At 62.3% G+C, this 12,647-nt stretch carries 11 protein-coding genes; 2 read left to right on the top strand and 9 right to left on the bottom strand.

The features are described 5' to 3' along the window. Positions 1-56: 56 nt before the first annotated feature. From pqqA to pedF, 7 genes are all read right to left on the bottom strand, one after another. A complete protein-coding gene (gene pqqA / locus ACX3YD_RS28500; protein ID WP_003253598.1) occupies positions 57-128 on the bottom strand; it encodes a pyrroloquinoline quinone precursor peptide PqqA in 72 nt (23 codons plus the stop codon). Positions 129-386: 258 nt separating this feature from the next. Next, the gene (gene exaC / locus ACX3YD_RS28495) at positions 387-1,907 is read right to left on the bottom strand and encodes an acetaldehyde dehydrogenase ExaC (RefSeq protein ID WP_103404285.1); all 1,521 of its coding nucleotides are present in this window, start codon (positions 1,905-1,907) and stop codon (positions 387-389) included. A gap of 238 nt (positions 1,908-2,145) precedes the next feature. Beyond that, positions 2,146-3,921, bottom strand: a complete 1,776-nt coding sequence (locus ACX3YD_RS28490; RefSeq protein ID WP_458961626.1) for a PQQ-dependent methanol/ethanol family dehydrogenase — start codon at positions 3,919-3,921, stop codon at positions 2,146-2,148. 264 nt (positions 3,922-4,185) lie between these two features. Beyond that, positions 4,186-5,124, bottom strand: a complete 939-nt coding sequence (locus tag ACX3YD_RS28485) for a quinoprotein relay system zinc metallohydrolase 1 (protein ID WP_103404282.1) — start codon at positions 5,122-5,124, stop codon at positions 4,186-4,188. Between the two features lie 16 nt (positions 5,125-5,140). After that, positions 5,141-5,908, bottom strand: a complete 768-nt coding sequence (locus tag ACX3YD_RS28480) for a quinoprotein dehydrogenase-associated SoxYZ-like carrier (protein WP_458961625.1) — start codon at positions 5,906-5,908, stop codon at positions 5,141-5,143. Positions 5,909-5,917: 9 nt separating this feature from the next. Continuing rightward, a complete protein-coding gene (locus ACX3YD_RS28475; protein ID WP_047528197.1) occupies positions 5,918-6,793 on the bottom strand; it encodes a substrate-binding periplasmic protein in 876 nt (291 codons plus the stop codon). Between the two features lie 3 nt (positions 6,794-6,796). Continuing rightward, positions 6,797-7,258: a cytochrome c-550 PedF gene (gene pedF / locus ACX3YD_RS28470; RefSeq protein ID WP_103404281.1), complete on the bottom strand. Its 462-nt coding sequence runs from the start codon at positions 7,256-7,258 to the stop codon at positions 6,797-6,799. A gap of 253 nt (positions 7,259-7,511) precedes the next feature. Between pedF and exaA the strand changes: the two genes are divergently transcribed. Beyond that, positions 7,512-9,404 carry a quinoprotein ethanol dehydrogenase gene (gene exaA / locus ACX3YD_RS28465; RefSeq protein WP_448646486.1) on the top strand — a complete coding sequence of 631 codons (1,893 nt, stop codon included), beginning with the start codon at positions 7,512-7,514 and terminating at the stop codon, positions 9,402-9,404. Positions 9,405-9,578: 174 nt separating this feature from the next. Then, entirely contained in the window at positions 9,579-10,226 is a 648-nt protein-coding gene (locus ACX3YD_RS28460) for a pentapeptide repeat-containing protein (protein ID WP_458961624.1), read from the top strand. Positions 10,227-10,749: 523 nt separating this feature from the next. Here the strand turns inward: ACX3YD_RS28460 and ACX3YD_RS28455 are convergent. Continuing rightward, positions 10,750-11,388 carry a response regulator gene (locus ACX3YD_RS28455; protein WP_458961623.1) on the bottom strand — a complete coding sequence of 213 codons (639 nt, stop codon included), beginning with the start codon at positions 11,386-11,388 and terminating at the stop codon, positions 10,750-10,752. Next, positions 11,385-12,647, bottom strand: coding sequence for a sensor histidine kinase (locus ACX3YD_RS28450; RefSeq protein WP_103404278.1), 1,263 nt, complete (start codon positions 12,645-12,647; stop codon positions 11,385-11,387). The genes ACX3YD_RS28455 and ACX3YD_RS28450 overlap by 4 nt, the downstream gene beginning before the upstream one ends.

Below are 12,647 nucleotides of genomic sequence, written 5' to 3'. Positions count from 1 at the left end.
GGGCAATGCTCCCTAAAGGCAGGCCCGGCCAACACCCTGGCTGGCCGGGTGAACCATCAACGGTTGGCGAAGTACATCGTCACTTCGAAGCCAATGCGCAGGTCGGTAAACGCGGGTTTAGTCCACATGGGTCAATCCTCTTGTTGTGCCGGGCGATTCCGGTAGAACCATTAATGCACGGGGCATCGGCCGCCCGAATGCTACTTTCGAAGGAGTTTTGGGGGGGATTTGGTAGGGGGGGGTGACGAGATTTTCAGCAATACCATCGGACCTGTGGAAGCGGGCTTGCCCGCGATAGCGGTCGGACAGTCAACATTGATGTTGAATGTACCGGCCCCATCGCGGGCAAGCCCGCTCCCACAGGTTTCGGTGGTGTTATTACGAGGTTAGAAGAACCCCAGCGGGTTGATGTCGTAGCTCACCAGCAGGTTTTTGGTCTGCTGATAATGGTCGAGCATCATCTTGTGGTTCTCCCGGCCGACGCCGGACTTCTTGTAGCCACCGAACGCGGCGTGCGCCGGGTACAGGTGGTAGCAGTTGGTCCATACACGCCCGGCCTTGATCGCCCGGCCCATGCGGTAAGCGCGGTTGATGTCACGGGTCCAGAGCCCGGCACCGAGGCCGAACTCGGTGTCGTTGGCGATGGCCAGGGCTTCGGCTTCGTCCTTGAAGGTGGTGATGCCCACCACCGGACCGAAGATTTCTTCCTGGAACACGCGCATGTTGTTGGTGCCCTTGAGCAGCGTCGGCTGGATGTAATAGCCGCTGGACAAGTCACCCTCAAGACGTTCGGCCGCGCCACCGGTGAGCAGTTCGGCACCCTCTTCCTGGGCGATGGTCAGGTACGAAAGGATCTTGTCGTATTGCTGCTCCGACGCCTGGGCGCCGACCATGGTCTCGGTGTCCAGCGGATTGCCGCGCTTGATCTTGACGATTTTCTTCATGACTTCGGCCATGAACGGTTCGTAGATCGACTCCTGCACCAGCGCCCGGGAAGGACAGGTGCACACTTCGCCCTGGTTGAAGAACGCCAGTACCAGGCCTTCGGCGGCTTTTTCGATGAACGCAGGCTCGGCGTTCATGATGTCTTCGAAGAAGATGTTCGGCGACTTGCCGCCCAGTTCCACGGTGCTTGGAATGATGTTTTCGGCGGCGCAATGCATGATGTGCGCGCCGATCGGAGTCGACCCGGTGAAGGCGATCTTGGCGATGCGCTTGCTGGTGGCCAGGGCCTCGCCGGCTTCACGGCCGAAGCCCTGGACGATGTTCAGCACGCCCGCCGGCAGCAGGTCGGCGATCAGTTCGGCAAACACCATGATCGACAGCGGCGTCTGTTCGGCCGGCTTGAGCACGATGCAGTTGCCGGCCGCCAGGGCCGGGGCGAGTTTCCAGGCCGCCATCAGCAGCGGGAAGTTCCACGGAATGATCTGCCCGACCACGCCCAAAGGCTCGTGGAAGTGATAGGCGGTGGTCAGCTCGTTGATCTCGGCGGCACCGCCTTCCTGAGCGCGGATGCAGCCGGCGAAATAACGGAAATGGTCGGCGGCCAGCGGCACGTCGGCATTCAGGGTTTCACGCACGGCCTTGCCGTTGTCCCAGGTTTCGGTGACGGCGAGGATTTCCAGGTTTTGCTCGATGCGATCGGCGATTTTCAACAGCACCAGGGAGCGGTCCTGGGCCGAGGTCTTGCCCCAGGCATCGGCGGCGGCATGGGCCGCGTCGAGGGCCTTGTCGATGTCGGCGGCGCTGGAGCGCGGAAACTCGGCAATCACTTCACCGTTGACCGGCGAGGTATTGGTGAAGTACTCGCCATTGACCGGCGCGACGAACTCGCCGCCGATGAAGTTGCCGTAGCGTGGTTTGAAGGAAACGACTGAGCCTGGTGTTCCGGGTTGTGCGTAGATCATGGTGGGCCTCTGTCTGGGTCGATGCCTGTCGAACCAACAGGCGATGAACCGATACTAGAGAGCCCCGCGCGCCAGACGAATGCGCCGTTGGCAGGGGGGGCTCTCGTTATTTGGTCGTAGGAGCGAGCCTGCTCGCGAAAAACCTGAGAGCACCGCGGGATATCAGGAATCCAGCGTTATCGTTGACGACCATCGCGAGCAAGCTCGCTCCTACAGGGGTTATGCGGTGATCCTGGCGTCAGTGCTTGGCCACCAGATCTTTCGGCAACTTGAAGGTCCAGAGCATGCCGCCCTGGTTGAAGTCCTTGACGCGCTTGGCCACCTCGCCACCCCAAAGCGGTACGGCGCCGCCCCAACCCGAGAGGACCGAGACGTACTGTTCGCCGTCCATCTCCCAGGTCACGGGCGAGCCCAGCACGCCGGAACCGGTCTGGAACTCCCAGACTTTCTCGCCGGTCTTGGCATTGAACGCTTGCAGGAACCCTTCCGGCGTACCGGTGAACACCAGGTTGCCCTTGGTGGTCAGCACCCCGCCCCACAGCGGCGCATAGTTCTTGTGGCGCCAGACTTCCTTGCCGGTGACCGGATCGATGGCGCGCAGCACGCCGATGTAGTCTTCGTTCAACGGCTTGATGGTGAAACCGGCACCGAGGAACGCCGCGCCTTTCTTGTAGGCGATGCCTTCGTTCCAGATGTCCATGCCCCACTCGTTGGACGGCACGTAGAACAGCTTGGTGTCCTTGTTGTAGGCCATCGGCATCCAGTTTTTCGCGCCGAGAAACGCAGGCGCTACAAACACTGAACTGCCCTTGGCTTCGGCGCCCGGTGCGCCAGGACGACTGGCTTCGTTGTAGATCGGCCGGCCGTCCTTATCGAGCCCGGTGGCCCAGGTGATTTTGTCCACGAACGGGAAGCCGCGGATGAATTTGCCGTTGGTACGATCCAGCACGTAGAAGAAACCGTTACGGTCGGCGGTCGCCGCCGCTTTGATTTCCTTGCCACCCTCGTTGTAGTTGAACGAGATCAGTTCGTTCACGCCGTCGTAGTCCCAGCCGTCGTGGGGCGTGCTCTGGAAGTGCCATTTGATGGTGCCGTCGTCCGGGTTGAGCGCCAGGCGCGACGAGGAGTACAGGTTGTCGCCAGGGCGCAGGTGCGAGTTCCACGGCGCCGGGTTGCCGGTGCCGAACAGCAGCAGATTGGTTTCCGGGTCGTAGTAACCGCCCAGCCAGGGTGCTGCACCACCGGTTTTCCAGAGGTCGCCCGGCCAGGTCTTGCCGGCTTCGCCGCCGGAGATGCCGTTCTCTATCGCCTTGCCATCTTTGTAGACATAACCCATGTGGCCTTCGACGGTCGGGCGGACCCACAGCAGATCGCCGTTTTTCGGGTCATAGGCCGAGATCTTGCCGACCACCCCGAACTCGCCACCGGCCACGCCGGTAATCAGTTTGCCGTTGATGACCAACGGCGCGGCGCTGATCGAATAGCCTTCCTTGTGATCGGCCACCTGCTTGCTCCAGACCACCTTGCCGGTGTCCTTGTTCAGGGCCACGAGCTTGGCGTCGAGTGTGCCGAAGAACACCAGGTCGCCGTACAGCGCGACGCCACGGTTGATCACGTCGCAGCACGGACGGATGTCATCGGGCAGGCGCGCATCGTATTGCCAGAGTTTCTTGCCGGTGCGCGCATCCACGGCGAAGACCCGCGAGTAGGAGCCGGTCATGTACATCACGCCGTCCTTGATCATCGGCTGTGCTTGCTGACCACGCTGTTTTTCGCCACCGAAGGAGAAGGCCCAGACCGGCCGCAGCTCCTTCACGTTGCCGACGTTGAGGATATCCAGCGGGCTATAGCGCTGACCCTGAACGCCCAGGCCGTTGGTGACGATCTGCTCAGGGTTCTTGGGGTCCTGGAGAATGTCTTGATCGGTGACGCCGGCCAATGCCTGGCCGGATAACAGCATGGCACTGAGCAACAGGCTCAAGACGAAGGGCTGGCGACGTGCGGGTTGAGTCATGACGGCTACCTCTGCGGTTTTTGTTATGCCCGGGAAATTTTCCCGGTGTGATGCAGATTCTTGGGCGCCGCCGCCCTTACAACAATGACCCGCTGTGTGGAGATTTCTAGTTCCTTGGTAGGGGGTTGGGTGTGGAGATGGCGCACTTCCCGTGTAGGAGCGAGCCTGCTCGCGAAGAACCTGAGAACGCCTCGGGGTGTCAGGCTTCCAGCGTAATCGTTGGCCGCCATCGCGAGCAGGCTCGCTCCTGCAAAGGGGCGTTGATCATTGCTGCGTGGCGGAATCGACGCGCTTCATTTGCGTGCGCTCATAGCGCGGGTACAGGTGGCTGACGCTGCGGATGAGTTCATAGCGGCTCAGGCTGATCCCGGCGAAACGCTCGGGAATGGGGCTGCGGATCATCTCGGCCATGTCGCTGCCCTGGGCGGCGCCGTCGCGCATCAACTGGTCGAGCCAGCCCAGGTAATCGCGCATTTGCTCGAACGGTTTTGCGTCCGTGGCCAACGGCCCGTGGCCGGGCACGATCAGCGTCCAGGGCAACGCTTGCAGGGTGGCGATGTCCGCCAGCCACACCGATAACCCCGGACTGTTGGGCGTGGTCAGCGCCCGTTGATAAAACACCAGATCCCCGGCAAATAGCACACCGGTTTTCTGGTCGAGAATAGCCAGATCCGCACCCGTATGCCCACCCAGGCTCAGCAGCTGCAGATCGTGGTTCCCAAAACGTTGCACGCCGGCGGTCAGCGTCCGGGTCGGCAGCACCACCTCGGTGCCGCGCATCCAGTCACCCACCAACCGATACATGTTTTGCGCCATGGCATCACCCTGTTGATGCAACAGTTCGGTGGTGCCGGCCAGCGCACCGATCGGCACATCGGTGAACGCCTGGTTGCCCAGCACGTGGTCCGGATGATGGTGCGTCAGCAGCACCTCGATCACCGGTTGATCCGTGACGGCGGCAATCGCCCGGCGCATGGCTTCGCCGTAGCGCTTCGATGGCCCGGTATCGATCACTACCACGCCACGTTCGGTGACGATGAACGCGGTATTGACGATGTTGCCGCCGTTGGCCGTGGCGAAATTGTCCGTGCTGCCTTCCAGCAGCCAGGTGTCTTCGGCGATCTGCCGGGGCTTGAGCGCATAGTCGAGATCGGCCATGGCCGGCAGGCTCAGGCTCATGAACAACAACAGCATCCAGCGCATGACGCGCTCCTTGGGGTCAGGGTATCGACGCATCGAATTCATTGCCGCTGTTGTCGCGCAACACCAGGCGCGTCTGCCCTGCCCCTTCAATGTCAAAGGCCAGGCTGGGGTTTTCACTGACCGCGGGAAACAGTTCCAGGCGGGCCATTACTTGATTGTTCGAGTCCCGCAATTCGGCATGGTTGATGAAAAACTCCGGTATGCCGCTGACCATGCCGTTGTCCATCGGGTGGGCCACCTGCAATCGCAAGCGGCTGAAATCACCGCGTGGATAGCGACCGCCCAGTACTTCGCCTATGTGTTCCTCCCAGCCTGGCTGGGTACGCACCACACTGGGCGCGGTACAGCCTCCGCCCGCTGCATCGATCAGGGTCGAACCGACATGCCACAGCCCGTCGCGGGTCAGCACCGCGGCGCGCAACGGGGTCGCCTGTTCAACGCGAATACGCACCGACAGCCACGGCAACACACCGGACACGGGCTCGAAGTCGACGATTTTCGGTAAAGGATTGAGTTCAGCCCAGGCGAGTATTCGCACCACCTCGCCCTTGAACGCCCGGGCGTCGATTTCCACGGGCACTTGTCGGGCGTCCTCGGCAAAGGGCGGCGCCAGCAGCTTGACCCGCTCATCGAACACGAACGGCGCGTCGCCCAGCATCTGCTTGTGATAGAACGACCACATGACCGACGGCACCGGGTCCTTGCCCGATTCAATCCCGGCAGCCTGTGCGGCCTGGCCCAGGCTCAAACAGCAGGCCAACAGACAACTCGCTCGCCAGGTCATCGCCCGCTCCTATTGATACATCTCGGGTACGTCATAACGCAGGCCGTAATGGCCATAGATGGTTTTCACCGAACCCTCGCGGATCAGGCCTTCCAGCGCCTCTTCCACGGCATAGGCCAGTTGTCGGTTGCTTTCGTGCACGGCCATGCCGATTTCCCAAAGCTGCTTGCCCATGTTCGGATAAGCGTTTTCCGCCAGCGCCACCTGCGGGTCGGCAGCCTCGTGCACCTGCCAGTCGATCTCGCCGCGCATGGCCATCACCGCGTCGACCTCACCGGCCTTCATCGCCGCAAACGCCTGGGGTACGCCCGGGTAGTGGTGGGTCTTGCCAGCGAGCATGCCGTTGAACACCGAAGTCAGGTAGAACGACGGCACGCTGTCGACTTCGACGCCGATCGGGTGCTGCTCGAACACCGCGACACTGCCGACCTTGTCCAGTCGCCGACGGTCGTAGGCCACTTGCCATTGCTCATTCTGGTAAGGGCCGAACATCACCACATGACCGTTTTCCATCTCGCCGAATTCGTTGCGCTTCTGCGCGTAATCGCGGTCGTAGGGCACGCGCATCATCAGATCGGCCAGTTGCTGCTTGTGCAGTTGGCTGGCACGCCAGATGTAGTCGCGCAGGTCGTCGTCGAGTTTTTCCCCGGCCGGCGCCCAGATCAGTGTCAGGCGCACACCCAGTGCCTTGGCCAGCGCCTGGGCGAGTTCGACATCAACACCCCGTGGCTGGCCGGCGTCTTCAAAACTGTAGGGCGCGAAGTCCTTGTAGACCGCTACCTTCAGTTCCCCGGCGGCGATCATTTCGTCATAGTTGCGCACCTGCGCCTGCACCGGCTGGCAGCACAGCCACACAACGCTGATCAACACCGCGAGCAGGCGCATGGGTTATTCCTCGACGTGGACGCTGTCCAGATAAGTGCGGACCGCCCACAGGGCTTCCTGGCTCAGGTAGTCGGCCATTTTCGGCATGTAGACCCGACCGTCACGCACGGCCCCGTGACGTACCCGTTCGACGAACCATTCATCACCGGCGTCGCCGACATCGAGCATGCGCAAGTCCGGTGCGATACCGCCCGACTTGGCTTCCAGGCCGTGACAGGCCGCGCAGTTCTGGTTATAGGCCGATGAGCCGATTTCCAGGGCCTTGTCGTGTTCAGGAGAATTGCGGTACGGGTTCACGGCGGCCCAGCCATCGCCATCCACCGTCACCCCGGCATCCTTGATGGGCGTCAGGCCTTTGGTTTCGACGGCTTGTGGCACCACGTTGCCGTGGGCCCATACGGAACCTGCACTGATAAAGCCGGCCAGCAGTCCGGCAACGAGCAAGGCGTTGCGTTTTGTTGTCATTGTTATGCCCTCAGGATTGCACGCAAAACCTCTTGGCAGAGGCTATGGCAACCATCTTAGGAACCCCGCCGCGCCGGCCCCATGCTGCTTTGGTGGTCGCGGCCCAGTACCTTGGTAGTAGGGCTTGTGGCGCACACCCAAATCAGGTGCGCTACGGGAAGTCTTCCCGGCCACAGCGGGACTTTTTCCGTATCCGGCAAACGCTGCGCGCACCAACCTGTGCAGGCCAAAACCTCCACTGGGAACTGCAACCATGACAATAAGATCGCTACCCGCCCTTTCCCCGCTGACACTCGCCGTGCAGGCTTTTCTGCTGGTGGGCAGTGTGTCCCTGAGCGCGGCCAGCTACGCCGCGACAGCCCCCGCTGCCCCCACCGGCAATGTGAGTTGGGAAGACATTGCCAACGATCACCTGACCACCAAGGACGTGCTGCAATACGGCATGGGCACCAACGCCCAGCGCTGGAGCCCGCTGGCCCAGGTCAACGACAAGAACGTGTTCAAGCTGACGCCGGCCTGGTCCTACTCGTTTGGCGATGAGAAGCAGCGCGGCCAGGAATCCCAGGCCATCGTCAGCGACGGCGTGGTGTACGTCACCGGTTCCTACTCACGGGTATTTGCCCTGGACGCCAAGACCGGCAAGCGCCTGTGGACCTATAACCATCGCTTGCCGGACAACATTCGCCCGTGCTGCGACGTGGTCAATCGCGGTGCCGCCATTTATGGCGACAAGATCTACTTCGGCACCCTCGATGCGCGGCTGATCGCCCTGGACAAGAACACCGGCAAGGTGGTCTGGAACAAGAAGTTCGGCGACCACGCCGCCGGCTACACCATGACCGGCGCCCCGGTGCTGATCAAAGACAAGACCAGTGGCAAGGTGCTGCTGATTCACGGCAGCTCCGGTGACGAGTTCGGCGTCGTCGGGCAATTGTTTGCCCGCGACCCGGACACAGGCGAAGAAGTCTGGATGCGCCCCTTTGTCGAAGGCCACATGGGCCGTTTGAACGGCAAGGACAGCACCCCGACCGGCGACGTCAAGGCACCGTCCTGGCCGAATGACCCGACCACCGAAACCGGCAAGGTCGAGGCCTGGAGCCATGGCGGTGGCGCCCCTTGGCAGAGCGCCAGTTTCGACCCGGAGACCAACACCATCATCGTTGGCGCTGGCAACCCAGGGCCGTGGAACACCTGGGCGCGCACCGCCAAGGACGGCAATCCCCACGACTACGACAGCCTCTACACCTCGGGCCAGGTTGGCGTCGACCCGAGTACCGGCGAGGTGAAATGGTTCTACCAGCACACCCCGAACGATGCCTGGGATTTCTCCGGCAACAATGAGCTGGTGCTGTTCGACTACAAGGACAAGGACGGTAAAACGGTCAAGGCCACCGGCCACGCGGACCGAAACGGCTTCTTCTACGTGGTCGATCGCAACAACGGCAAATTGCAGAACGCGTTTCCCTTCGTCGACAACATCACCTGGGCCAGCCACATCGACCTCAAGACCGGACGCCCGGTAGAGAACGAGGGCCAGCGTCCGGCCAAGCCACTGCCGGGCGAGACCAAAGGCAAACCGGTGGAAGTCTCGCCGCCGTTCCTCGGCGGCAAAAACTGGAACCCGATGGCCTACAGCCAGGACACGGGGCTGTTCTACATTCCGGGCAACCAGTGGAAAGAGGAATACTGGACCGAAGAGGTCAGCTACAAGAAGGGCTCGGCGTATCTGGGCATGGGGTTCCGCATCAAGCGCATGTACGACGATCACGTCGGCACCCTGCGGGCGATGAACCCGACCACGGGCAAAGTGGTGTGGGAGCACAAGGAGCATCTGCCATTGTGGGCCGGCGTACTGGCGACCAAGGGCAACCTGGTGTTCACCGGCACCGGCGACGGCTTCTTCAAGGCCTTCGACGCCAAAACCGGCAAGGAGCTGTGGAAGTTCCAGACCGGCAGCGGCATCGTCTCGCCACCGATCACCTGGGAACAGGATGGCGAGCAGTACATAGGCGTGACCGTCGGTTATGGCGGCGCCGTACCGTTGTGGGGCGGCGACATGGCCGAACTGACCAAACCCGTGGCACAGGGCGGGTCGTTCTGGGTGTTCAAGATTCCGAGCTGGGATAACAAGACCGCCCAGAAGTAAGCCTTCCGAGAATGCGGGGCCGCCTTTGTGGCGAGGGAGCTTGCTCCCCTCGGGCTGCGAAGCGGCCCCGGCATTCCTTCAGCCACACCCTGCGCTCAGGTCTTGTGACTGCTGCGCCGCCGAGGGGGACGATTCGACAAGTTCCCTCGCCACAGGAACACCCGAGGTCTCGCGATGAAATACCTGCCCTTCCTACTGCTCTTGAGTTTTTCCCTGGCCCAGGCCGACGAGGGCGACGACGCCCCGCTGGTCATCAACGGCTGCACCCTCGCCGAACACAGCCAGTGCCCCGGTGCCAATCTCAGGGGCGCCAACCTGAGCAATCAGGACTTGCGCAACATGAACCTGGCCGGCGCCGACCTGCGCGATGCCGACCTGCGCCACGCCAACCTCGACCTGGCCAATCTGGAAAAAGCCCGGCTGCAGGGCGCCAACCTGACTCGCGCCAGCCTGCAGCAAAGCAATCTGCGGTTAGCTGATTTCAGCGGTGCAACCTTGATCGCGATCCAGGGCTGGGGCCTGTTCGCCCAGGGCGCGCAGCTCCAGGACGCCAACCTCAGCGGCGCGTACCTGCAATTCGCCCGCCTCTCCGGGGCCAAACTGCACAACGCCAACCTGCGGGCCGCCGATCTGGAAATGACCTGGCTGAGCAAGGCCGATCTCAAAGGCGCGAATCTCAGTGATGCCAACCTGCAAGAAGCCAAGCTGGGCGAAAGCAACCTGGAAGGCGCCAACCTCAGCGGCTCGCGCCAGCACTACGCGAATTTTCAGGATGCAAACATGGAGGGTTGCAGCGGCTGCCCGGCCACCTGGAATCGCTAACCCCCCCTCTTCTGCAGGAGCGAGCCTGCTCGCGAAAAAACCGAGAGCGCCACGGGGCATCAGACTCCCCGTGTTTTCGTTGACGTTCTTCGCGAGCAGATGTCGATGCTTGCTCTTTTGTAGGAGCGAGCCTGCTCGCGAAAAACCCGAGAGAGCTATGGGGCATCAGACTCCCCGCGTTATCGTTGACGTTCTTCGCGAGCAGGCTCGCTCCTACACAGGCACAAGCGAAGAACCCGAGAGCACCACGGGGCATCAGGCTCGCCCGCGTTATCGTTGACGTTCTTCGCGAGCAGATGTCGATGCTTGCTCTTTTGTAGGAGCGAGCCTGCTCGCGAAAAACCCGAGAGCGCTATGGGGCATCAGGCTCCCCGCGTTTTCGTTGACGTTCTTCGCGAGCAGGCTCGCTCCTACACAGGCACAAGCGAAAAAACCGAGAGCGCCACGGGGCATCAGACTCCCCGTGTTTTCGTTGACGTTCTTCGCGAGCAGGCTCGCTCCTACACAGGCACAAGGCGGTGAATCAGCCGGCCACCCGTACCACGCCCATGTCGATGCCCAGGTGCACCAGTTCGGCATGGGACGAAACCTGCAACTTGCTCTTGAGCAACGTCAGGTGATTGGAGACTGTTTTGCTGCTGATGCTCAGCTGTTCGGCAATCATCCGGGCCGGGGTGCCTTTGGCGATCATCACGAAAATTTCCAGCTCGCGCTGGGTCATGCTCTGCAAACGCGGATCGCTGGCGTCCTGTGGCGGGTGGCAGGCCAGTTGGGTGGCCAGGGGCTGTTCGATGTAGGCATGGCCCGCGAGAATCCGCCGCACCGCTTCGATCAGCACTTGCGGCGCCGAGCTTTTGGTGAGGTAGCCCGAGGCACCGGCGTCCAGTGCCTGACGCACCAGGGGCAGCTCGTCGTGCATGCTGAAAAACAGCACCCGCAACTGTGGCAGGCGCTGACGCAGGCGTCGTATGGTTTCCAGGCCGCTGATCCCCGGCAAACCGAAATCCATGATCACCAGATTCGGCACAGCTTCCTGCACCCTGGCCAGCGCTTCCTCGCCGGTCGCCGCTTCTCGCACGTCCATTGCCGGCAACACCGCGCGCAACAGACTCGCGTAGCCCTGGCGGACCACCGCATGGTCATCGACCAACAGAATATTCATGACACCTCCAAAGGCATGCTCAAGGCCAGCGCCCAACCGGCGCCGGGCCGGCTGATCACCCGCAACTCGCCGCCCAGGCTGCGGGCGCGCTCGAACATCGAATGCAAACCGACACCCGAGCGGGGTGGCTGTCGGGCGCCGCGACCGTTATCGCGAATCAGCAAGCGCAGATGGCCGCCATGATGTTGCAGGCGAACCCGCACCTCACTGGCGCCGGCGTGACGGCTGATGTTGGTCAGGGCTTCCTGCAACAGGCGGTAGAGATGAGTCTTGTCCGGTGCGGACAACGGCGGCAACTGTGCGCTGACCCTCAACTGGCAATCGATCCCCTGCCGACCTTGCCATTGCTCGACCAGCAAGCCAAAGGCTTCGGACAACGACAAATGTTGCAACACCACCGGATAGAGGCCATGCACCAGCGCCCGAAAGCCCTGTTGCAGGTGTTCGCAGTTGTGTTCGAGCTCACGCACTGTGCGTTCCACGGTGTCTGGCTGATCCGCCACCAGCCGCAGCAGGCAGGCCTGGGCGCGAATCCCCGCCAGGTATTGTCCGAGGTCGTCGTGCAGGGTCTGCGCCAGTTGTGTGCGTTCCTGTTCCTGCACCGCCAGCAATGTCCGGGTCAGTTCGGTGTTGTCGGCGCGCGCCTGTTCCAGTGCGTCGGTCATGCGGTTGAAATGCGTCGCCAGTTGCCGCGCCTCCGGCAGGCCTTGCGCACGCAAACGCACATTGAGCTGGCCGCCGGAGACCTGTTGCAGGGCGCGCAGCAAGTCGTCGAGCAGGCCCAGGCCCCGACGTACGGCCCAGCGAATGGTCAGCAGACTCAACCCTAACGCCAGGCCACACAGGCTCAGCAATTGTTGGAGGGAATCCCAGACTTCGTCGATCTCATCCCGTGGATCGACCACGATCTGCACGCGGCGGCCGTCCTGCAATGGGAGAACCCGTTCACTGTGTCGGGCCTCGGCAAACAACAGCCGTCCGAGCCAGGCATCGAGCCCGTCCTGCACCGGCAGCCGTTCCGCTTCGCCCGGCTCGAGCCAACGCACCCGCACGTGACGCAAACTGCGCGTCAGCCGGGGTTGCAGGCTGGCAGGATCGCGCTCGGCGGTTTCACTCAGGTACTCGACCACCGCTTCGGCGGATTGCAGTTCACGCTCCACATCCGCCAGTGCCTGATGCACCAGCAACCCCATGCACGCCAAAGTGACCAGGGCGAAAAAACCGCACACCCAGAGGTTGATCCGCCACAGGGCCGACAT

The sequence above is a fragment of the Pseudomonas fluorescens group sp. PF-1 genome (assembly GCF_054481335.1).
This window is presented reverse-complemented; position numbering and strand designations above follow the sequence as displayed.

Excerpts from the sequence above, each read along its gene's own strand:
- exaC (WP_103404285.1), bottom strand. The coding sequence starts at position 1,907 with ATGATCTACGCACAACCCGGAACACCAGGCTCAGTCGTTTCCTTCAAA.
- ACX3YD_RS28490 (WP_458961626.1), bottom strand. The coding sequence starts at position 3,921 with ATGACTCAACCCGCACGTCGCCAGCCCTTCGTCTTGAGCCTGTTGCTC.
- ACX3YD_RS28485 (WP_103404282.1), bottom strand. The coding sequence starts at position 5,124 with ATGCGCTGGATGCTGTTGTTGTTCATGAGCCTGAGCCTGCCGGCCATG.
- ACX3YD_RS28480 (WP_458961625.1), bottom strand. The coding sequence starts at position 5,908 with ATGACCTGGCGAGCGAGTTGTCTGTTGGCCTGCTGTTTGAGCCTGGGC.
- ACX3YD_RS28475 (WP_047528197.1), bottom strand. The coding sequence starts at position 6,793 with ATGCGCCTGCTCGCGGTGTTGATCAGCGTTGTGTGGCTGTGCTGCCAG.
- pedF (WP_103404281.1), bottom strand. The coding sequence starts at position 7,258 with ATGACAACAAAACGCAACGCCTTGCTCGTTGCCGGACTGCTGGCCGGC.
- exaA (WP_448646486.1), top strand. The coding sequence starts at position 7,512 with ATGACAATAAGATCGCTACCCGCCCTTTCCCCGCTGACACTCGCCGTG.
- ACX3YD_RS28460 (WP_458961624.1), top strand. The coding sequence starts at position 9,579 with ATGAAATACCTGCCCTTCCTACTGCTCTTGAGTTTTTCCCTGGCCCAG.
- ACX3YD_RS28455 (WP_458961623.1), bottom strand. The coding sequence starts at position 11,388 with ATGAATATTCTGTTGGTCGATGACCATGCGGTGGTCCGCCAGGGCTAC.
- ACX3YD_RS28450 (WP_103404278.1), bottom strand. The coding sequence starts at position 12,647 with ATGTCGGCCCTGTGGCGGATCAACCTCTGGGTGTGCGGTTTTTTCGCC.